This window comes from Klebsiella pasteurii (genome assembly GCF_018139045.1).
In the GTDB taxonomy this organism is placed as follows: Bacteria; Pseudomonadota; Gammaproteobacteria; order Enterobacterales; family Enterobacteriaceae; genus Klebsiella; species Klebsiella grimontii.
Map to the genome: position 1 here is coordinate 4,629,589 of NZ_CP073236.1, position 22,037 is coordinate 4,651,625.

Below are 22,037 nucleotides of genomic sequence, written 5' to 3' on the forward strand. Positions count from 1 at the left end.
CGACCACAGGGAGCGGCACCGGCATTGACTCAGGCCATCTCACCGATCGTTTTACGAAAACGCAGTAGCGCGACAGTAAAAAACACCCCACCGATAGCTAGCAGCGTCAGAAACTGCGGCCAGACGATCGAGAAATCCGCGCCGCGATAAAGAATGGCCTGCGCCAGACTGACAAAGTGGGTTGTCGGCATGGTGAGCATAATATCCTGTACAGCCTGCGGCATACTTTCCCGTGGCGTCGAGCCGCCGGAAAGCATCTGCAGCGGCAACAGCACCAGAATCATCAGCAGCCCCAGCTGCGGCATGGAACGCGCCACCGTACCCATAAAAATGCCGATCGAGGTGGTGGCAAACAGGCTCAGGGCCACCCCAAGCATAAAGAGCGATATCGAGCCCTCTATCGGTACTTGCAATACACCCTGAACCATCAAGATCAGGGAGAGTCCGGAAACCACCAGCACCACCAGCCCCATTGACCATATCTTCGCCATCATGATCTCAAACGGCGTGACCGGCATAACCAGCAGGTGCTCTATGGTGCCATGTTCCCGCTCACGTATCAGCGCCGAACCGGTCAGCACGATCGCCAGCATGGTGATATTATTGATAATTGCCATGACGGCGCCAAAACGCTCCTGTTCCAGGTTCGGGTTAAAACGCATTCTGACGGCCAGCTCAACCGGCAGCGTGCCGTTGTCCCGGTAGCGGGCGACAAAGCTGTTCACCTCGCCGGTGACGATATTCTGGATATAGCTATTGCCGGTAAACGCCTGGCTCATTCGCGTCGCGTCGACGTTAACCTGCAGCTCGGGCTGGCGTCCGGCCAGAACGTCGTGCTGGAAACCCGGCGGAATATTGATGGCGAAAGTATAGCGTCCCGCATCCAGCCCGGCATCCATCTCATCAGCGGTGATCAGCGCCGGCGGCAAAAACCAGGGCCGGTAAAACCCATTGATAATGCGCGATGAGAGCTGCGACTTATCCATGTCGGCAATAGCGATGGGCGCCAGATGCAGCGAACCCGGCATGACGGTCGCGGAGGAGTACACCGAGACGGTAAAAGCAAAGACAATTAACGTCAGCATCGCTTTATCGCCCAGCAGGCTGCGTAGCTCTTTCATCCCCAAATTATAAATATTGCGTAATCCGCGCATTATCCCTCCTGTTTTTTCAACAGCCACACGCTCAGGCCCAGCACCAGCGGAACTGCGATAAGCAGCGGAATAAAGGATCCCCACAAATCCGTCAGATTCAGCGCTTTGGAGAACGTTCCGCGCGCGATGGTCAGAAAGTGGCTGGTTGGATAAATCTGGCCAATCCAGCGGCCGGGCCCTTCCAGCGAGGCAACGGGATCGATCATTCCCGAGAACTGCGTCGCCGGGATAAGCGTAATGATCGCGGTGCCGAAAATCGCCGCAATCTGGCTTTTCATAAAGGTGGAGATCAGCAGGCCAAGCCCGGTGGCGATAGTGACGTAGAGCAGCGCGGCGAGGGTGAGCGTCAGAAAACTCCCTTTGTGCGGTACGCCAAAAACAAAGACCGACAGCGCGCAGAGCAGGAAGAAGTTGAACATCCCCAGCACGATATACGGCACCTGTTTACCCAGCAGAAATTCGCTGCGGGTGGTTGGCGTCACGTACAAATTGATAATTGAGCCGAGCTCTTTCTCGCGGACCACGCTAAGCGCGCTGAGCATCGCCGGGATCATCATCAACAGCAGCGGAATTACCGCCGGGACGATTGCCGGCAGGCTCTTCACATCCGGGTTATAGCGGTAGCGGGTCTCGATGGAAATCAGTGATGTATCGCGATTGGGGCTGGCCTGGCGACCGGCCATCTCCTGCAGCCAGGCCAGATGCATGGCCTGCACGTAGCCGCGCACCGTTTCCGCGCGGTTCGGCATCGCGCCGTCCACCCATACGCCAATTTGCACCGGCGTTCCCCTGGCGATATCACGGCCAAAATTAGGCGGAATTTCGATAGCCACCGCCAGCTCGCCGTTACGCATTCTTCTGTCCAGTTCGCTATAGCTTTGCAGCGGCGGTTGTTCGATGAAGTAGCGCGAACCGGCGATATTTTGCGACCAGGCCTGGCTGCTGACGGTCTGGTCGCGGTCGAGCACCGCAAACCGCAGATCTTCGACGTCCATACTGATCCCGTAGCCCATGATAAACATCAGGATCACGGTGCCGAGCAGGGCCAGGGTCGATCGCACCGGATCGCGGCGCAGCTCAAGCGCTTCGCGGCGACTGTAGCTAAACAGGCGCTGCAGGCTAAACCCCTGGCGCGGCGCCACGCTTTCGGCTTTGTGTTCTATCGCGGGAACCGGTGCAGCCTGCGCATCAGGCGGCTGGGCGGTATCCGCTGCTTCCTGTAGCCAGGCAATAAACGCCTCTTCAAGGTTGGCCGATCCGCGCTGTTCGACCAGCGCCTGCGGCGTATCGCTGGCCAGCACTTTTCCGGCATGCATCAGCGAAATGCGATCGCAACGCTCCGCTTCATTCATAAAATGGGTGGAGATAAAAATCGTCACCCGGTCCTGACGGGCCAGATCGACCATTAGCTGCCAGAACATATCCCGGGCCACCGGATCGACGCCGGAGGTGGGTTCATCAAGGATTAACATTTCCGGGCGGTGGATCACCGCGACCGCCAGCGAGAGCCGCTGGCGGATACCTAGCGGCAGCGAAGCGGGCAGGGTGTCCTCAACCTCTTCCAGCATAAAGCGCTGGCTCATTTCGGCGATCCGTCCGGGGATCTCCGCATCCGGTATATGGAACAGGCGGGCATGCAGTTCGAGGTTTTGCCGCACGGTCAGTTCGCTATAGAGGGAAAAGGCCTGCGACATATAGCCGACGCGGCGGCGGGTTTCGATGTCCCTGGGGTCGACCGGTTGGCCAAACAGCCACGCCTCGCCTTCGCTGGCCGGTAGCAACCCGGTCAGCATTTTCATGGTCGTTGATTTGCCGCAGCCGTTAGAGCCGAGGAAGCCGAAAATCTCGCCGCGGGCGATACGAAAGTTCACGTGGTCAACGGCGACAAAATTACCGAAGCGCATGGTGAGCCCGCGCGCTTCAATCGCAATTTCGCTTTCATCGGCCTGGCGCGGCGGGATGATCACCTCTTTATGCGCCAGGCGCTGAGCTTCGGGTAGCAGGGCGATAAATGCCTGCTCCAGCGTCTGACTCGCCGTGTGCGCTTTAAGCTCATCGGCGCTGCCGGTCGCCAGAACTTCCCCCGCGTTCATGGCTACCAGCCAGTCAAAGCGCTCCGCCTCCTCCATGTAAGCGGTGGCGACCAGGACGCTCATCTCCGGCTGACGCTGGCGGATGTTGTCGATCAGATCCCAAAACTGCGCCCGCGAGAGGGGATCGACGCCGGTGGTGGGTTCATCGAGGATCAGCAGCTGCGGGTCGTGAATAAGCGCGCAGCACAGGCCGAGCTTTTGTTTCATCCCCCCGGAGAGTTTTCCTGCCGGACGATCGCGAAACGGCGCCAGGCCGGTACTCTGGAGCAGCTCATTGATGCGGATGTCGCGTTCGGCTTTATCATGGCCGAACAGACGGGCGAAGAAATCGACGTTTTCATAGACCGACAGAGTGTGGTAGAGGTTCTTCCCCAGCCCCTGGGGCATCCAGGCGATTTTCGGGCAGACATCCTGGCGATGGCGCACATCGCTCATATCGCCGCCGAGCACCATGACGTTACCGCGCTCAATCACGCGCGCGCCGGAAATCAGCGAGAGCAGGCTGGACTTGCCCACGCCATCGGGCCCGATCAGCCCTACCATACGGCGGGCGGGAATGCTCAGCGTAATGTCCTTCAGCGCGACGGTTGCGCCAAAGCGCTGGCTAACGTTTTCCAGGCGGGCGACGGTTTTCATTGCGGTAGCCTCACCGTCAGCGCTTCAGGCCACGCCAGCTGGTTATCCAGACGAACCCAGGCCATCCCGGGCAGGCCGGTCTTCACATACTCCAGATGCTCCGCCAGCAGCGCTGGCGGAATGCGGGCTTTCACGCGGAACATCAGTTTCAGCCTTTCGTCGCTGGTTTCCACCGTTTTAGGCGTAAACTGCGCCACGCTGGCGACAAAACTGATATTGGCGGGGATCACCAGATTCGGCGCGGCATCAAGGATAATTCGCGCTTCGCTGCCCAGCGCCAGCAGACCCGCCTGCTCGGTAGGCAGGAAGAAGGTCATATAGACATCGGATAAGTCGACCATATTCAGCACCCGGCCGCCCGCCGCCAGCACCTCTCCCGGTTCGGCGACGCGGTACTGAATGCGGCCATCGCGCGGGGCTTTCAGCTCGCTATCGTCGATATCGGCGATAATCCGCCGTTCGGTCGCCTGGGCGGCCTCGACCCGGGTTTGCGCCTGAATGATGCTGGTTCGCGCCGCCTCAATTGCGGCCCTGGCGGCAGAGACCTGCGCTTTGGCGGATTCCAGCGCCGCTCTGGCGCTTTCTGCCGCCGCCTGGTCGTCATCCAGCTGCTGCGCGGAGACCGCGCCGCGCTGCGAGAGCGTGCTGGAGCGGACGTGTCGTTTAGCCGAGGAGTTCAGCTCCGCCTGCCGCTGCTTCACTACCGCTTCCGTAGCGCGCATTTCGCTTTGGCGCTGGTCGAGCAGGGCTTTCGCGGCGGCAATCGCGCTCTCTGCTTCCTTGATTTGCGCGGTGGCTTCCAGCCGTTGTTCGTTGAGCACGCGGGTATCCATGCGGGCCAGAACGTCACCCTGGTGAACAAACTGCCCCTCCTTGACCAGTATCGTCTCGATACGCCCGGCGGTTTTGGTGGCGATATCGACTTCCGTAGCTTCAATTCTGCCGTTACTGCTGGCAAAGCCCGCCGGAATTCCCGGCGGGCGCAGCATCCACCATGCCGCTGCGGCAATCACCACCAGTAAACCAATAACGTATCCAACCCAACGTCGTTTGATTTTGTCCATATGCGACTCGCTTTGTTCCATAGGCTGAGTGGTGCGCGCTTCTCCTCCGCGTGGCGAAGTATCGTCTCTTCAGGAAAGGGAGGAATGGGGGGGCAAGGCCAACCGGCGCGTGAATCCTGCTGCGCGGCGAACCGGTCGGAAAGAGGTGCGATTAATGTGGTCATCATCAGCAATCCTCGCCTTAAATGAAACACGCATATTTATTGCTACCGTCAATGCAATACTAACACCCGCACTAATTATGTCCATATGGAAAACATGGACTTGTCGCAGGGTTAACATAAAAACAGCCGCGAACCGATATGCCAATATTACCCATAATACTATTTGGGTTTAATGCTTCGGGCACTCGCTCGTACAATCTCATAGTGCTTCATTAAATCATCATACTTATAAGCTATCGCACAACGCTAATAACCTGAGGATATTATTGGTAGGGAACTGGCGCATTTTTAATCTGGTTGCTCCAGGAGAACTGTTGTATGATCTCCGGCCCTGAAAATACACTCACGCCAGGCGAGCGCTTTATTCAATGAAAGATGAAAGCCAAAAATATATCTCAATTATTTTTAAGGAATGGTTGCCGCTGTACGACAGCCTGACGCCGGAGGTGAAGGCGGTACTTAAAAATATCGCCGGGCAGCAGGCGGAGGCGTTAGCGACCCGTTTCTATGACTTTATTTTTCAGGACCCGGATATCGCCAGGCATCTTACCTATGATTTAGTCCAGGAGCGGCTCAGTAGCTCGCTGGCCGGGTGGGTGAAAGATATCCTGATGTGTGAGAAAGAGAATTTGCAGGCGATGGCGGAGCGGCAGTACCTGATCGGCAGCATCCATTCGCGTATCGGTATCCCGGCAGAGGCCGTGCTTCGCGGCGCGCGCCAGCTGAAAGCCGGGCTGATTGAAAATATCCGCGATAGTCACCTCGATCGCGAAACCAGCGTCGCCGCCATCTACTACGCCATCATGGCCATTAACATGGCGGTAGAGATGATGTGTCATGCCTATACTTTGTCGCACTATCGGGCGACAAAAAATGAAGAAGCCTACCGCCTGTATAGCCTGATGGATAACGTTCCGCTGGAATATGGCAAGCAGCAGGCCTCGCTCTCCGGTTGGGAAAATACCGCTATTTTTAATATCGTTAGCGATAATAAGACAGATATTAACGGCGCGTTATTATCTGATTCGGAATTTGGTCTGTGGTTCCGCCATAAATGCGTGCGTTATTTTAACAAAAATCCGCAAATGGAGGAGATCGCCGATTTAATTAGCAAGGTGGATGCGCTGTTATCCGCCTGGAAATCCTCCTCTGACGGTTCTGAGTATAAAAATACGCAGGCTCTGCTGCAGGGGATTCATATCCATTGCCAGCAGATCGGCAGCCAGCTGGGGGTACTCTTTAGCAGCCTGTCGCAGATGCAAAGCGGTAAGGATTCGCTGACCAGCCTGCTGAACCGTCGCTATCTGCCGGTTGTCCTCAAGCATGAAGTGACGCTGGCGATGGAGTATGAGCTGCCGATGACGGTGGCGATTATCGATATCGACCACTTTAAAGAGATCAATGATAGCTGGGGTCATATGGTCGGTGATCGGGCCATCAAGCATGTTGCGGAGTTGCTCAGCGATAACATTCGTTCCAGCGATTATATCTTCCGCTACGGCGGCGAGGAGTTTCTGCTGGTGCTGGTGGAGACCGGCGCGGCGGAAGCTTTTACTATCCTTGAACGGCTGCGTAAAAAAATCAGCCAACTGGCGTTTAGCGTTGGCGCTGACAATGAGATTTCGATTACCGCCAGCATCGGCTACGCCGTCCACACCGGTCATCCGGATTACAATCTGCTGCTGCGCGATGCCGACAGCGCGCTGTACGTCGCCAAGCGCGATGGGCGCAACTGCGTGAAAATGCATGAAAGCGACGGAAATTAAGCTGACGGCCCATCCCGGAGGCGGCGCGCTGCGCCTGTCCGGGCTACCGGATCGCAGACGGCTGTGAACATGTAGCCCGGGCAAGGCGCGCCAAGCGCCGCCCCCGGGAGAGATGTGGCAGCGGATTTCAATGCGGCGAGATCTCCGCGCCTCAAAACAGCACCGGCAGCCCCAGGCCACGCTTCACTTCATGCAGCGTCCGTTGTGTCAGTTCGTGCGCTCGCTCGCTTCCCCGGCGCAGCAGCGTCAGCAGCATGCCTTTATCCTGAATATAGGTCGCCCGGCGTTCGCGTATTGGCGCCAGCAGCTCCTGTAAGCAGGTCTCCAGCGCGTTTTTACACTGCCTGTCTCCCAGTCCTCCGCGCCGATAGTGGGCTTTCATATCGGCAACGAAAGCCTTATCAGCATGAAAGGCGTCGAGATAAGTGAAGACCACGTTGCCTTCTACCTGACCCGGGTCGGCGACCCGCAGGTGATTTGGGTCGGTATACATGGCGCTGACCGCACGATGGATCTCCTCTTCACTGGCCGAAAGGGTGAGGGTGTTCCCCAGCGATTTCGACATTTTGGCATTGCCATCGATGCCCGGCAGGCGGCTGACGTCGCTGAGCAGCGCTTTGCAGTGCTGTAAGATCGGCGTCGTGGTCAGGCTATTCATTTTGTGCACGATCTCATTGGTCTGTTCAATCATCGGTAGCTGATCGTCGCCGACCGGCACCAGTTCGGCCTTAAAGGCGGTGATATCGGCGGCCTGGCTTATGGGATAGGCTAAAAAGCCCACCGGCAGCGAGCGGGAAAACCCCTTCTGGGCGATTTCATTTTTTACCGTCGGATTACGTTCAACCCGGGCGACGGTGACAATATTCATATACAGCGCGCTGAGTTCGGCCAGCGCCGGCAGGGCGGATTGCAGGCAAATGGTGGTCTTCTGCGGATCGATGCCTACGGCGAGATAATCAGCCATCACCTCAAGGATATTGCTGCTGATTTTTTGCGGGTTGCTGCCGTTGTCGGTCAGACCCTGGAGATCCGCGACGAGGATAAACTGCTGGTGGTCGTGCTGGAGCAGCACGCGCTGGCGCAGGGAACCGACGTAGTGGCCGAGGTGCAGCTGGCCGGTAGGACGGTCGCCGGTCAGGATCGTTTGGCTGGTGTTCATGAGTGACTCCTTAGGATGCTATCAGGCCGAAGGGCGACACTCAGAAACAACAAAGCCGCCTTCCGGCGGCTTTGAATAGAGGAAACGTCAAATCTTGCCGCCTGTTATGCAGGCAGCCACCAACGGCGGAGGTGAGAGATGACAACGTTTCTGTTCATCTTTTTATCCTGCCACGAAAAGCCGCGGCAGTAAAAGCCCTTTTTCATTCAGCGATAAACCGGCAGCAGGTTAAAGCTGGATAAAATATGAATTATTGCGTTGGCGCCGCCGAAGCACAAAATCAGGATAATCATGGCATTGCCGCCCCAGACCCGATAGTTCGGGCTGCCGAAACGCCTGCGCGAGGCGCGCGCCAGCAGGGCGGGGACGATAGCGGCCCAGACGGTGGCGGCGAGACCGGCGAAACCAATGGCGTAGATAAAACCGTTAGGCCACAGCAGCCCGCCGGCGATCGGCGGCAGAAAGGTCACCAGCGCGGTTTTAAACCGCCCCAGCCGGCTATCGTCAAACTTAAACAGATCCGCCAGATAATCAAACAGGCCGAGCGTGACGCCCAGGAACGAGCTGGCGACGGCGAAGTTGGAAAAGACCGTCAGCAGTAAGTCCAGGGTCGAACTGTTCAGCAGGCCGCTTAAGGTCTGTACCAGCACGTCGATATTGCCGCCTTTTTCGGCGATAGCAATAAACGCCGGGCGCGGGATATTACCCATGGTGCCGACCAGCCAGATGATATATAGCACCAGCGCCATCAGCGTGCCAAGCAGCAGGCAGCGACGAATGATTAGCGGATCTTTACCGTAATACTTCATCAGGCTGGGGACGTTACCGTGATAGCCAAATGAGGCGAGACAGAACGGTAGCGTCATCAGCACGTAGGGCAAATATGACGCGTTGGCTTCTGAGCGGTTAAACAGAATCGCGGGTTCCACGTGCCACATCAGGCCGCCGAAGGTCATAAAGAAGGTGAGGATTTTGGCGCCCAGCACAATAGTCGTCATCCGGCTTACCGCTTTCGTACTCAGCCAGACGATAAAGGCGACCACCAGCGCGAACGCCAGTCCGCCCAGGCGTGCGGGAACCGCGAGGTTCATCTGCGCAAAAGTATGCTGAATAACAGAACCGCTGGCGGAAATATAGGCGTAGGTCAGGATATATAAAACAAAGGCGACGGTCAGGCCGTTAATAATATTCCAGCCGTTTCCGAGTAAATCCTTGGTAATCGTGTCGAAGCTGGCGCCAATATGATAATTGAGATTGGCTTCGAGGATCATTAACCCGGAGTGCAGCATGCAAAACCAGGTAAAAATGAGCGCCAACAGCGACCAGAAAAACCAGGCACCGGACATCACCACCGGTAAAGAAAACATGCCGGCGCCAATAATCGTGCCGCCGATAATCATCGCTCCGCCAATCAGCGATGGCGTATTTGTTGAGACCGCTTTTGAGACTGATAGTGTAGCCATAAGGTGCATTCCTCACGTGGCTATAATTATTATACCCGTCATACTTCAAGTTGCAGATGTGTTGGCTGCGTTCACTCACCCCAGTCACTTACCTCAGTAAGCTCCTGGGGATTAATGAGAGGCTCCTGCCTCTCACCGGAGGCCAGCCTTCGGCTGGTCAAATTCGTTCCCGACGAATTTGTCCCTCTCTTGCCGCCTTTCTGCAACTCGAATTATTTAGGGTACAGATAACGGCTGCGGGCAAACGGCTACCCGGCGCAACCCGAATGATTGAGCTTAAAGAGATGGATTTAAATTAATGGCGCTCCCGTTGCGAGAGCGCCAGGACGTTATTTATTTCACCGGTTTCAGTCTGGCGACAAAGTGGCGCAGTACCGGCGGCTCATAGGTAAAGGTCAGACCCTTAATCGTGGCGGCGCGGGCCTTAACGGCGATCAGCGCATCAGCGATATAGTCCATATGATCGTTGGTATAAACCCGGCGCGGAATGGTCAGGCGCAGCAGCTCCATCGGCGACGCCTTCTGTTTGCCGGTTTGCGGGTCGCGGCCCAGCAGCAGGGAGCCGATTTCCACGCTGCGGATGCCCGCTTCCAGATACAGCTCGTTGTTTAGCGCGTGCGCCGGGAACTGCTCCGGTGGGATATGCGGCAGCAGCAGCTTAGCATCGACGAACACCGCATGGCCGCCGGTCGGATACTGAATCGGAATGCCGCCTTCGCGCAGGCGTTCGCCGAGGTATTCCACCTGATTGATGCGATAAGCGAGGTAATCCTCGTTGGTCCCTTCTTCCAGGCCGATAGCCAACGCCTCCATATCGCGCCCCGCCAGGCCGCCGTAGGTGACAAAGCCCTCCATCGGCACGCAGCGGATGCGCACTTCGTTGAAGAGATCTTCGTCATCGCGGAAGCAGCAGAGTCCGCCGATATTCACCATCGGGTCTTTCTTGGCGGACATGGTCAGCATATCGCCGTACTGGTACATCTCAAGAATAATCTCTTTCACCGATTTATCGGCGTAGCCCTCTTCGCGCTGTTTAATAAACCAGGCGTTTTCGCAGAAGCGGGCGGAGTCGATCACCACCGGAATATTATTCTGGCGGGCAATCTGATACACCTCGCGCATATTCGCCAGCGATACCGGTTGGCCGCCGGAGCTGTTACAGGTGACGGTGGTAATAATCGCCGCCACGTTTTCCGCGCCGTGTTCGGCGATGGTCGCTTTGAGCAAATCAATATCAAAGTTGCCTTTCCAGTCGTACCACGAGGTAGTGTCGAAGGCTTTCGGCGTCACCACGTTAATGGCTTTCGCGCCGTTGAGCTCCACGTGCGCGGCGGTGGTATCGAAGTGGAAGTTGGAAATAAACACCGGATGCGCCGACTTGCGGCGAGCAATCAGGCTCGGGAACAGAATCTGCTCCGCGCCGCGCCCCTGATGGGTAGGAATGGTATATGGATAGCCGATAATCTCTTTGACCTTTTCGCACAGATGCTGATAGTTACGCGACCCGGCGTAGGCTTCGTCGCCCATCATCAGCCCGGCCCACTGATGGTCGCTCATCGCGCCGGTGCCGGAGTCGGTCAGCAGGTCGATATACACGTCCTGGCTGTTGAGCAAAAACGGGTTATAGCCCGCCTCTTCCAGCGCTTTGACGCGATCGTCAAAGGTAGTCATACGAATGTTTTCGACCATTTTAATGCGGAACGGCTCAGGAATACGTTTCATTTATTTTCTCCATGGGAATGCTGTGCCGCGTTTGGCTATTTGGCGACAAATAACAGACGCAACAAATAGCGACTAAACGCAGTGCTGAATTAATTTTTTAGGGAATGAACAGCAGCGGAGAATTAACGAGGGAAGTCGTTGGAGATGCGGTGATCTAAATTATACCAGTCGTCCAGGCCGCCCTGGGCAATGAGGCGATAAATCGATTTTTGCGTCATGACATCGTCCTCTGTGGGTGAAGGGATGCCATAAAAATAAGGTAAAATGAGAAAATAACCACGATTAAAATCACAAAAAATTATTTATCGATAAGCGGAGTATAAAAATTTGACGCTCGTCGTCTTTTTAGCGTTATTGATTAGCAGGCGATGGTTTTTTGTTTTTTTATTACGCCAATAATGGCTTATTGAGTGAGGTTATTAGCGCCTTCACCGCAATCAATGAAGGCGCAGGCGGGACTTACATGCTGGAGAAGACGTTCATAATGATGCCGCCGGAGATGATCAGCACCATGGCGAGAATGGCCGGGATATCCGGTTTTTGCTTATAAAGGATCATTGAGCAAATCGTGACGCCGACGATGCCAAAACCGCACCACAGCGAGTAGGCGACGCCGACCGGAATAGTGCTCATCGCGCGGGTGAGGGCGAAGTAGCACAGGCCGTAGGCGCAGACCACCAGCACCGACGGCGCCAGCTTGCTGAAGCCGTTGGTCTTTTTGATCATCGATGTGCCGGTGATTTCGGAGCCGATAGACAGCGCCAGCCATAAAAATCCGAGGTTAAACATAGGTAATTCCTTTTTTTGTTAGTTGGCGACTTTTTTGTCCAGAGATGCAGCGACTGGTTGCGCGGGCGCTTCCTCGCTCTCTTCGCTACCCATTTTGGAAAACAGGTTCATGATCACGATCCCGCTGGCGATAACCGCCATACCGATAATGGCGGCGGTGTCCGGGTGCTGGCCGTAAAACGCCATTCCCAGGGTCGACACCACGAGGATGCCGGTACCGGACCAGGTGGCGTAGGCCAGACCGACGGGAATATCCTTCACCGCGCGGGACAGCGAGTAGTAGCAGGTGCAGTACAGCAGCACCAGCAGCCCGAGCAGCAGCATTTTGGTCATCCCTTCACTGCTGCCGAACATTTTGAGGGTGGAGGTGGCTGAGGTTTCGGAAACGATAACCAGCAGCATCCATAGCCAACACTTTGTTTTTGAAGACATAAGTTAAACTCCGGGTTTACTATTTAAGGTAAGGTTCTTTTTTTCTGTTTTTTAAAAAATCGATAGCGGCATCGGTCAACTGCGCTTCAGGAGCACAGGCCAGCGCCGGATTATTCACCACGTCTGTGACAGTGAGATAACGCCGCGGGCTGCTCGCCGACGGCGCCGCCGCTTCGCGACCCGACGCCAGCTTCTCCAGCAATTCGTTCATGGTGCACAGCGCGATGCCGCATTCGGCCAGGCGGGCCAGCGTGGCCTGCATATGCCCGGCGTAAGCGGTATCAGGCTGCGCCCCGCGCAGCTGATTAAGCTCGCTGGCGGGATCGCAGTGATAGCGCAGCGCCAGTACCGGCAGGCCGCTCAGCAGGGCATCGTGCACGCGGCGGGCAACGGGACTGTGCAGGGAACCCTTCAGCAGATCCGCCGCCAGCGGGTAGTCGAGAAACGGCAGCAACAGCGCCTTATACGAGGCAGAAGGCAGCTCCTGTTGCCAGTCGGCCGCCGCCAGCGTTTTACCAATAGCCCGCCACTGCTCGCCGTCGCCAATCCCGCTATCCAGCGCCAGGTGCAGGCTCTCGCCGCAGCCGGCCAGCCGCTGGCGAATAGCGTGCCGGTAGCCCGCCGCGGCGGTCACCATCACCAGTACCGGCGGCCGCAGACGCTGGATAATGCGTTCAACCAGGTCTTCCATCTGTTGGTCGGTCATGGCGAGCCTCCTTTAGCCGATGAGCGTGACCTGCGCGCCGTTTTTCAAGCCGGCGGCGTTGGCCTCTTCGGTATCAATATGAAACTCCAGCGCGAAGTCTTCGCGCACCCGCACCACCACTTCATCGAAGGTCAACTGGCGTTCGCCGTCGCTGCGGACGCTAACCTTCTGGCCGTTGGCGACGTTCAGCTGGCGGGCGTCCTGCGGCGACATATGGATATGCCGCCAGGCGCAGATCACCTGAGATCGCAGCTCAACGTGGCCTGCCGGGCCGATCAGCAGCGCGCTGCCCGCGTTCTCCAACTGGCCGGATTCGCGAACCGGCGCTTTGATGCCGAGGGTAAAGCAGTCGGCGCGGGAGATTTCCAGCTGCGATACCGGGCGGGTTGGGCCGAGGACGCGCACCTGGGTGAGCGAGCCCTTTGGACCGACCACGGTGACGCACTCCTGGGCCGCGAACTGCCCCGGCTGGCGCAGCGGCTTAAACGGCGTCAGGACGTAGCCCTTGCCAAACAGCGCTTCGACGTCCTGCTGCGCCAGATGGACGTGGCGGTTAGAGATGCCGACCGGGATAGCCGGAGCAACGTGGCTCAGGCGGGCGGCGATTTTTTCATGGAGCAGGGTGTCGATCATGCCTTCTTCCCTTTCCTCATCGCCGCGTTTTTATCTTCCGTCGGCGCAGGCGCGGCGGCGGGTTCAGTGGGTTCCCTTGTTTCCGCCGCTGCGGGCGCGACGGCTTCAGCCTCAAGCGGCGCGGCAGCGGCAGCTTCCGCGCGCGGCGGACGGCCTTTAAGGGTGCCGAGGGCGTCCACGACGCTGCGCTCCGGACGGGCGATCGTCAGGGATTTCACCTGCGGGTCGATGAGCGCGGCGACGGCCACGCCGCGTTCGATAGCGGTGTGAATCGCGCTGATCTCCCCTTCAAAGCAGACGCTCACTAGCCCCGAACCGACTTTGCGGTAGCCAATGCAGGACACGCCTGCGCTTTTACAGGCGGCATCCAAGGCCTGAACGGCGGCAACTAACCCTCGCGTTTCAATTACGCCTAAACTTTTCATTGTCGGCTCCTGTTAATGGCGGACTAAGCGAATATCAAAATCAAACTGCGTGAAGAACATTTCCAGCCGGTCTAACTCCTCGGCGGAATACGTTGGGTCCTGGGTAATGGGATAGGGCATATCGAGGCGCTCATATTTTTTGCGCCCGAGCTGGTGGTACGGCAGCATATCGATGCGGCGGATATTTCCGCGCTTCGCCAGCTTTTGTACATAATCAATGGCCCCGGTAATGGCATCGAACGAGTCGTTATAGCCGCGAACCAGCGGCATGCGGATAATGACGTTAGCGCCGGAATCCACCAGCCACTCCAGGTTGCGGCGAATGCCTTCGTTACCGATGCCAAATAACGCTTTATGGTGCTCGCTGTTAATTTGCTTAATATCGAATAAGAAGGTGTCGGTCACCGGCGCCAGCTTTTGATAATTGGCCAGCGGCGTGGTGCCCTGCGTTTCCACGGCGGTATTGAGCATCATCTTTTTGCATTCGCTAAATAGCGCGACGGCAAAGTCGGTCTGCAGGCTCATTTCCCCGCCGCCGATGGTGACGCCGCCGCCGGAGGAGATATAAAAGTCGTAGTCCTGCATGATGATCTCCATCAGCTCGCTGACGGTGACATCTTTACCCATAATATCCAGCGCGTTCTGGGTGCAGATCTCTTCGCACTTGCGGCAGCCGATACAGTCTTTGTTGCGGTTGACGAAATGCTTCATTTCGCCGTTTTCTTCCGCCCGATAATGAATTCCCGCCGGGCAGACGTTGACGCAGTCGCCGCAGTTAATGCATTTATCCTGTGAGAACATCACCTGAAACTGGCTATTCAGCCCTTCCGGGTTAGCGCACCACGGGCAGCGAATATTGCAGCCTTTGAAAAAAACCAGCGTGCGGATCCCATCGCCGTCATAGATCGAATATTTCTGAATATTGAATATTCGCCCGGTTAATTCTTGTTTTGCGCTCACACATACCTCCAGAAAAACGATCGGGACATCCGTGTCCAAAAACGTCCGTGTCTTTATCAGAACTTCTCGATGACCGTACGGCTGATGATCTCGTCCTGAACTTCTTTACACAGCTCAACGAAGTAGGCGCTGTAGCCCGCGACGCGGACGATCAGGTCGCGATATTTTTCCGGCTCCTGCTGGGCTTTTTTCAGCACGTCGTTATCGACATAGCTGAACTGCATTTGGCCGTTGCCGAGAATCGACGCGGTGCGCAGCAGGGTAATCAGGCCGTGACGACCTTCCGGGGTATCCAGCAGCCCTTTGAGGAACTTGAAGTTGTGCACCATGCCGATGTTCATGGTTTCAACGTTCATCTTGCTCACCGACTTGATGATCGCCGTCGGGCCCTGCTTATCCGCGCCCTGAGTCGGGCTGATGCCGTCGGAGAGCGGCATCCACGCCAGGCGACCGTTCGGCGTGGCGTTGGTCAGCTCGCCGATCGGCGTGTTGTTGGAGATGGACAGGGTGCCGTGGCTCAGGGTGGAGTAGAGCATCTTGTACTTACGGCACTCGCGCTCGGTCCACTCGGTGATATCCAGCGCATACCGATCGACGTAGTTATCATCGTTGCCGTATTTCGGCGCGTTGAGGCAGTCGCGGCGCAGGCCTTCAAAGCCTTCGAAGTTCGCCAGCAGCGCATCGCGTACCTGCTCGAGGGTGTATTTCTTATCTTCAAACACCAGCTTACGAATCGCCGCCATGGAGTCGACGTAGGTCGCCAGACCGGAGAAGATCAGCCCCGGGCCGTGGTTGATCATCGCGCCGCCGGCGGCAACGTCTTTGCCTTTTTCCATGCAGCCTTCCACCAGCAGCGACATCAGCGGCTTCGGCGCCACGTCGCGGTGCACGCGCTGGCTGATGACGGTGCCGATCGCCGACAGGCGCACGATATGGGCAATCTGCTGTTTTACCGCCGCGTCGAATTCTTCGAAAGTGCGCAGGTCGCGCAGGTCGCCGGTATCCAGCCCCTGATAGCTGTCAAACAGCACCATCCGACCGCGGTTTAAAACGAACTCAATGGCGATGGGCCACTGGGTGTAGCCGGTGGAGGTCCACTGATAGATGCGGCCGGATTTCTGCGGTTCGACGCAGCCCATCAGGCAGTAATCGCGGGCATCTTCGAAATCGAAGCCTTTACGCAGCATCATCTTGATATGGGAGTCGTCGAAGTGGCAGGCCGGGAAGCCCATCCCCGCTTTGACGACGTCGACGATTTTTTCCATATACTTCTGCGGCGACTGGTTGTGAATACGGCAGGCTAGCGACGGCTGGTAAACCTTCACGAAGCGCACGGCGTCCATGATCAGGTAGGTCAGGTCGTTACAGGCATCGCCGCCGGAGCGCTTCTGACCGCCGACGGTCAGGTTGATAAATGGCTGATAGCCAGCGAAATATTTCGCTCCCAGCTCGCTGGACATCCACATCAGCTCGGCGCATTTGATGATAAACGCCTGTAGCAGCTCCAGCGCGGTGTCGTGCGTCAGGCGGCCTTCGCGGATATCGGCTTCAAACATCGGGTAGCAGTACTGGTCTACGCGGCCCAGCGATAGCCCGGTCTGGTTCTCTTCGATTTCAAACAGCGACTCCACGGTCCAGATGCTTTGCAGCGCTTCCTGCAGGGTTTTCGGCGGATTCGCCGGCACGTTCTGGTTCACCTCGGCGATGGTCAGCAGCTCGGCGCGGCGCTGGGCGTTCTGCTCAATCGCTGCCAGTTCGCGGGCGCGGGCGGCGATGCGGTGCGCGTAGTTAATCACCCCTTCGCAGGTTTCAATCGCTGCTTTGTAGTAGTAGATGCGGTCGATATCTTCCGGGTTTTCCATGCTCAGGCTGGCAAGGTGCGCCTCGGCGTCGGCTTTAATGCCGTTCATCCCTTTGGTAAATAGCAGTACGTCGTAGCCCGGGCAGGTGTCGCCGCCGCCGTTGATCTGGTGGTAGGAGAGGTCGCTGACGAAGGTTTCGCCGCTGAACGCCCATACGCCGGCTTCGCGGTACTGGGCTTCGCAGATTTCGTCCAGCGAGCGGCCTTCCCAGAACGGCACGATCTCTTCGCGAATGGTTTTCTTATCTTCTTCGCTGATCTCAAACGGATCCTGCGGACGGGTGCTCATAGTATCGAGTTCGTCGCGCACCCAGCGCCAGGCGATATCCGGCGAGAAGGCGCCCGCGCGCGGCTTGCCGCATGGATGACCGACGATCAGCTCATCGTCCTGAATCAGAATCGGCGCGGTTTCGCAGGCGTGGCGGAAGGCTTTGGCGCGCAGCAGAATCGTCGGCATGCCGGGGTTGGCTTTGACCACTTCGGTAAAGGCCAGCGCGCGGTAGATAGAGACGCTCGGGCGCACGGTCAGGTAGTGGTTACGCAGGCGCTGCATGCGCGGGGTCAGCCCTTCTGCTGCCGGCGTTTCGCCGGCGGCGGCAAACGGGGCGGCGGAAACGTGCTGGACGCCCTTGAACAGACGCACCGGCAGATGCAGGGCGCTCAGGTTGTGCTGCGCGCTGAGGAACATGTCGGAGAGTTCGTTGATGCGCGCGTTCTCAAGGCTTGCGCCGTGCAGAAGGGCGTCGAACATCGGATAACCGTCGATCGCGCAGGCGGCGCGCACTTCGCACAGTTCCGCCAGCTTGAACCACAGGGATTCGACGATTTCATATGCCTGCTGCGGGGAGAGCGCGCCGCTGTTGATATCGTGCTGGTAGTACGGCAGCAGGGCTTTGTCGGCGCCTTCCGGGTTGACGGCGTAGCTGCCGTTATCGAGCTGGAGCGCCAGCTGGAACAGATAAAAGGCCTGGCACGCCTCTTTGAAGCTGCGCGCCGGATGTGCCGGAACGTGGTGCAGAATGGCGGCGCTGTCCAGCAATTCCGCCCGGCGGTAAGCATTGGTTTCCGCGGCGGCCAGCTGTTCGGCGCTGTTGGCCAGGTTTTGCGCCAGCGCCATCAGGGCATCGCAGGCGTAGATGGCCGCGCGGCAGCCGTTGACTTCGTCCATGCCGCTGCGGCTGACGGCGCTGCCCAGCGCGCGGGTTTTCTCTTCCAACTGATGTTTTATCGCCAGTACGCCTTTTTCGATCACCAGCTTGTAATCCGGGGAGTCGAGGTCGCTATTCAGGTTGAGGAACTGGAACGCGGACGGGCGACGGACGGCGCTCTCGTCGTGGAAAATCGCCCCGTGCGGTTTGCGGGTCTGGTTGCCGACGATCAGTTCGTCGGCGCTGATGCACAGCGGCAGCTGGCGCATCAGTTCATAGAAACGGCGCGCCGGTTTGACGGCGGCGGGAACCCCGGCGATATCGCCATCAAGGGCGTTCAGCGTGGTGGCGTGTTCGGTGCACAGGGTGCTTTTTTGTGAGAGTAAACGTTCTGCCAACACTTTGACGCGCGGCGTTAAGCTGTAGTGTGCCATGGGTAAGGTTCTCCAAATCTTGTTATCAGTGGCCCTGAATGGCGTTGCCGGTCCATGCCCGGCGATAGAGTTCGGTCAGTGCGTGAGCGTCCGGCGCGCGTGGGTTCGTCGGGGTACAGCTGTCGCGTAGCGCCTGGCCGACCATCTCCGCCAGCCGCTGTTCAAACGCGTCTACAAGGACGCCGGTATCGCGGATGCCGGCCGGCATGCTCATTTCGTCTTTTAGCGCCTGAATGGCGACCAACAGACTGGCGACGCCCTGGCGGGTAGTGGCCGCAGGCAGATCCAGCAGATGGGCTAATCGGGCGTATTTGCGGGCGGCATCGGTATCGCACTGCCCGTGATAATCGGCATTCCAGGCCACCACATCCGCCATCAACAGGGCGTTGGCGCGACCGTGGGGGACGCGAAACACGCCGCCGAGCGCGTGGGCAAGGCTGTGGGTGATGCCCAGCGACGCGTTGGTGAACGCCATGCCCGCCATGCAGGAAGCGTTGTGCATCTTTTCTCGCGCCAGCAGATCGCCACCGTTGCGCCAGCAGGTCGGCAGAAAGCGAAATACCTGCTGCACTACTTTCTCCGCCAGCGCATCGGAAAAGTCGCTGGCGGCGAGGGAGACATAGGCTTCCAGTGCGTGACACAGCACGTCCATCCCGGTATCGGCGGTGATCGCCGGCGGCACCGAGGCCACCAGCGCCGGGTCAAGAATGGCGATATCCGGCAGCAGCGACGGGTCCACCAGCACCAGCTTCTCGGCGTGGGCTTTTACCACCGAAAAGGCGGTGACCTCAGAGCCGGTGCCGCTGGTGGTGGGGATCGCCACAAAGCAGGGCGGCTCGCGGTGAGCGTCCGGACGGGTTTGCGCCAGGGCGAAAATAACCGCTTTGGCTGCATCAATCACCGAACCGCCGCCCAGCGCGATAACCAGATCCGGATAGCTGTTATCCATCCGCTTCATACCGCGCACTACGGTGGCGATATCCGGGTCGGCCACCACGTCGTCCCAGACCTGGAAAGCGATGCCGCGCGCATTGAGGATCTGCGTGACGCGATCGGCGAGGCCAAACTTAACCATCGCCTGGTCAGTGACCAGCAGTACGTTGCGGGCGGGCAGCTCGTTCAGGATGGCAAGCGCATCCTGACCAAAGCGAATCCGGGGTTTCAGCAAAAATTCACTCATTGGGTTATTGACTCCTTAAGCGTCCCGAAACACGTTCTCGACAATGGCGACCACCGACATGGCCTTGTAGCGCTCTTTGTTGAGCGCCAGATATTCTTCGGCCAGCACGATGTCGTGCATACCGGCGCCGACGCTATCAACGGCAACCCAGGTCTGGTCTTTCATCGGCTGCTGGTCATCATCTAATTTGACGATCAGCAGCAGGTTGCTGCCCCGTAGCTCATCGCACTTCTGCGTGGCGACGACATGTCCGACTACCTTTGCGAGAATCATTGTTTTTATCGCCTTATATCAATGTGTTACTTACCAAGGCGTTCCAGCACCTGGCGGATGACGCGTTCCACGTTTTGCTCATTAATCTCGCCGTCCGCGCCGACGGCGGCGGCAGTCGCAAAGCGATCGTCGGCGCTGGCCGGATGGGCTGCGGTGGCGGCAGCCGGGGCGTTAAAACGTTCATCGTCAAAGATGCTGCGGTTTGGGCCGGCTGCCTGGCTGACGATGGTCGGCTGCGGTTCCGGGCGGCTGCCCGGCGCACGCAGCTCATCGATGGAGCGAACGCCGTAGCCCACTTTGCGGATGTTGAGCAGGTTCATCGGCCCGACGTTGTCCGAGCTGGAGCCGCCGCCGACCGCACCGCAGCCGAGGGTCAGGGCCGGGGTGATGTTGGTGGTCGCGCCGATGCCGCCCAGCGCCGCCGGGGTGTTAATCAGAATGCGGTTAACCGGTTTTTCGAGGCAGAACTGGCGGATGACATCCTGGTTGCGGGTGTGGATCACCAGCGTGTGGCCGAGGCCTTCGTTGGTCAGCAGCTCCACGACGCGGTGGCAGGCGGCTTTCCAGTCCTCTTCAACGTACAGGCCGAGTACCGGGCACAGTTTTTCCCGCGAGTAGGGGTTGGAATGCGATACCGTGGTCTGCGCGGCAATCAGCACCCGGGTGCTGGCAGGGACGCAGAAGCCGGCCATCTGGCTCAGATAGAGCGCGGTTTTACCCACCACTTTGGGGTTGATGGTGCCGTTGGGGCGCAGCAGCAGGGCTGCCATTTTCGCCGCTTCGCTTTCGTTCATGAAGTACGCGCCCTGGGCTTCCAGTTCGCGGTGCACTTCGTCGTAGATACAGCGTTCGACGATAATCGACTGCTCGGAGGCGCAGATCACGCCGTTATCGAAGGTTTTACTGGTGATGATATCTTTCACCGCGTGGGGGATATCGGCGCTGCGTTCGATAAACGCCGGGCCGTTACCCGGACCGCCGCTGATGGTCGGCGTGCCGGACGCGTAGGCGGCGCGCACCATGCCTTCGCCGCCGGTCGCCAGGATCAGCGACACGTCTTTGCTGTGCATCAGTTCTGAGGTGGCTTCGAGGGTCAGTTGGCTAATGGCGTCGACGCTACCGGCAGGCGCCCCTGCCGCTTCCGCCGCGCGCTTCACGATTTCAATCGCTTTCCAGCTGCACTGGCGGGCGCCGGGATGCGGGGAGAAGATAATCGCGTTGCCGGCCTTCAGCGCAATCAGCGTTTTGTAGATGACGGTGGAGGTCGGGTTGGTCGACGGCACCAGCGCACAAATCACCCCCAGCGGCACGCCCACGTCCATCACTTTTTGTTGCGGATCGTCATGAATGATGCCGACGGTCTTCATATCTTTGATGGCGTCGTAGACGCGCAGCGAGGCGAAGCGGTTCTTCAGCACTTTGTCCTGCCAGTTGCCAAAACCGGTTTCTTCCGCGGCCATTTTCGCCAGCGCTTCGGCATGATGCGCCGCTTCCTGGGCCACGTTCTTCACGATGGCGTCGATTTGCTGCTGCGAAAAGGTGGCCAGAATCGCCTGCGCCTTTTTGGCATTGCGCACCAGCTCCCGGGCGTTCTGCCGGGACTGCAAATCGTTATCCAGTTCAATCATGAGTCTATCCTTCATCAGACTAAAAGAGTGGAGACGGGGCGCGCCCTGTCAGGTCATGCTTTGTGCTGTGCCGCGATTTTTTCGATGTCGTTATGCGGACGCGCGATGACGCGAGAGGTGACGACTTCGCCGATGCGTTTTGCCGCTTCCACGCCGGAATCCACCGCGGCATTCACCGCGCCGACGTCGCCTTTCACCATCGCGGTAACGAGGCCGGAGCCGACGTTTTCATAGCCAATCAGCTCCACGTTGGCGGCTTTACACATCGCATCCGCGGCTTCGATACAGGCCACCAGACCTTTGGTTTCGATCAGACCAAGCGCTTCTTTCATCAGGTTTTTCTCCGG

At 58.1% G+C, this 22,037-nt stretch carries 19 protein-coding genes; 1 reads left to right on the forward strand and 18 read right to left on the reverse strand.

Translation table 11 applies throughout. The features are described 5' to 3' along the window. Positions 1–29 precede the first annotated feature (29 nt). Genes KCG39_RS21750 through KCG39_RS21760 form a run of 3 tightly spaced genes read right to left on the reverse strand, consistent with a single transcriptional unit; the run spans position 30 to position 4,947 of the window. Entirely contained in the window at positions 30–1,154 is a 1,125-nt protein-coding gene (locus KCG39_RS21750; protein ID WP_004128428.1) for an ABC transporter permease, read from the reverse strand. Beyond that, positions 1,154–3,883 carry a ribosome-associated ATPase/putative transporter RbbA gene (rbbA, locus tag KCG39_RS21755; protein WP_004128431.1) on the reverse strand — a complete coding sequence of 910 codons (2,730 nt, stop codon included), beginning with the start codon at positions 3,881–3,883 and terminating at the stop codon, positions 1,154–1,156. Before rbbA ends, KCG39_RS21750 begins: the two co-directional genes overlap by 1 nt. After that, on the reverse strand, positions 3,880–4,947 hold the full coding sequence (locus tag KCG39_RS21760; protein ID WP_211811472.1) for an HlyD family secretion protein: 1,068 nt from the start codon (positions 4,945–4,947) through the stop codon (positions 3,880–3,882). Before KCG39_RS21760 ends, rbbA begins: the two co-directional genes overlap by 4 nt. 532 nt (positions 4,948–5,479) lie before the next feature. On the opposite strand from KCG39_RS21760, the gene KCG39_RS21765 reads away from it, so the two are divergent. Continuing rightward, positions 5,480–6,877, forward strand: coding sequence for a GGDEF domain-containing protein (locus tag KCG39_RS21765; RefSeq protein WP_142467906.1), 1,398 nt, complete (start codon positions 5,480–5,482; stop codon positions 6,875–6,877). 151 nt (positions 6,878–7,028) lie between these two features. Here KCG39_RS21765 and trpS read toward each other — a convergent pair whose 3' ends face one another. From trpS to KCG39_RS21840, 15 genes are all read right to left on the reverse strand, one after another. Then, positions 7,029–8,036 carry a tryptophan--tRNA ligase gene (gene trpS / locus KCG39_RS21770; RefSeq protein WP_004128443.1) on the reverse strand — a complete coding sequence of 336 codons (1,008 nt, stop codon included), beginning with the start codon at positions 8,034–8,036 and terminating at the stop codon, positions 7,029–7,031. A gap of 206 nt (positions 8,037–8,242) precedes the next feature. Beyond that, the gene (mtr, locus tag KCG39_RS21775) at positions 8,243–9,499 is read right to left on the reverse strand and encodes a tryptophan permease (protein ID WP_004128446.1); all 1,257 of its coding nucleotides are present in this window, start codon (positions 9,497–9,499) and stop codon (positions 8,243–8,245) included. 333 nt (positions 9,500–9,832) lie between these two features. Then, positions 9,833–11,221: a tryptophanase gene (gene tnaA / locus KCG39_RS21780; protein ID WP_004128455.1), complete on the reverse strand. Its 1,389-nt coding sequence runs from the start codon at positions 11,219–11,221 to the stop codon at positions 9,833–9,835. Between the two features lie 122 nt (positions 11,222–11,343). Beyond that, a complete protein-coding gene (gene tnaC / locus KCG39_RS21785) occupies positions 11,344–11,439 on the reverse strand; it encodes a tryptophanase leader peptide (RefSeq protein WP_004098218.1) in 96 nt (31 codons plus the stop codon). A 241-nt stretch (positions 11,440–11,680) separates the two neighbouring features. Beyond that, entirely contained in the window at positions 11,681–12,010 is a 330-nt protein-coding gene (locus KCG39_RS21790; RefSeq protein ID WP_004108688.1) for a DMT family transporter, read from the reverse strand. An 18-nt stretch (positions 12,011–12,028) separates the two neighbouring features. After that, complete coding sequence (locus KCG39_RS21795) at positions 12,029–12,442, reverse strand: DMT family transporter (protein ID WP_004128458.1); 414 nt, start codon at positions 12,440–12,442, stop codon at positions 12,029–12,031. Positions 12,443–12,461: 19 nt separating this feature from the next. Then, entirely contained in the window at positions 12,462–13,148 is a 687-nt protein-coding gene (locus KCG39_RS21800) for a hypothetical protein (RefSeq protein WP_087828893.1), read from the reverse strand. A gap of 12 nt (positions 13,149–13,160) precedes the next feature. Then, positions 13,161–13,781, reverse strand: a complete 621-nt coding sequence (locus KCG39_RS21805; RefSeq protein ID WP_014837302.1) for a phosphate propanoyltransferase — start codon at positions 13,779–13,781, stop codon at positions 13,161–13,163. Then, the gene (locus tag KCG39_RS21810; RefSeq protein WP_142467905.1) at positions 13,778–14,206 is read right to left on the reverse strand and encodes a BMC domain-containing protein; all 429 of its coding nucleotides are present in this window, start codon (positions 14,204–14,206) and stop codon (positions 13,778–13,780) included. Before KCG39_RS21810 ends, KCG39_RS21805 begins: the two co-directional genes overlap by 4 nt. 12 nt (positions 14,207–14,218) lie before the next feature. Beyond that, positions 14,219–15,166, reverse strand: a complete 948-nt coding sequence (gene cutD / locus KCG39_RS21815; RefSeq protein ID WP_142467904.1) for a choline TMA-lyase-activating enzyme — start codon at positions 15,164–15,166, stop codon at positions 14,219–14,221. A gap of 56 nt (positions 15,167–15,222) precedes the next feature. After that, entirely contained in the window at positions 15,223–18,609 is a 3,387-nt protein-coding gene (gene cutC, locus KCG39_RS21820; RefSeq protein WP_142445096.1) for a choline trimethylamine-lyase, read from the reverse strand. 25 nt (positions 18,610–18,634) lie between these two features. Further along, complete coding sequence (locus tag KCG39_RS21825; protein ID WP_004128484.1) at positions 18,635–19,789, reverse strand: 1-propanol dehydrogenase PduQ; 1,155 nt, start codon at positions 19,787–19,789, stop codon at positions 18,635–18,637. 15 nt (positions 19,790–19,804) lie between these two features. Next, positions 19,805–20,062 (reverse strand): EutN/CcmL family microcompartment protein, encoded by a 258-nt coding sequence (locus KCG39_RS21830; RefSeq protein ID WP_004098229.1) that lies wholly within the window; start codon positions 20,060–20,062, stop codon positions 19,805–19,807. 26 nt (positions 20,063–20,088) lie between these two features. Further along, positions 20,089–21,690 (reverse strand): acetaldehyde dehydrogenase (acetylating), encoded by a 1,602-nt coding sequence (locus KCG39_RS21835; protein WP_142467903.1) that lies wholly within the window; start codon positions 21,688–21,690, stop codon positions 20,089–20,091. A 53-nt stretch (positions 21,691–21,743) separates the two neighbouring features. Beyond that, positions 21,744–22,022 (reverse strand): BMC domain-containing protein, encoded by a 279-nt coding sequence (locus KCG39_RS21840; protein WP_002442217.1) that lies wholly within the window; start codon positions 22,020–22,022, stop codon positions 21,744–21,746. Between the last annotated feature and the right edge of the window lie 15 nt (positions 22,023–22,037).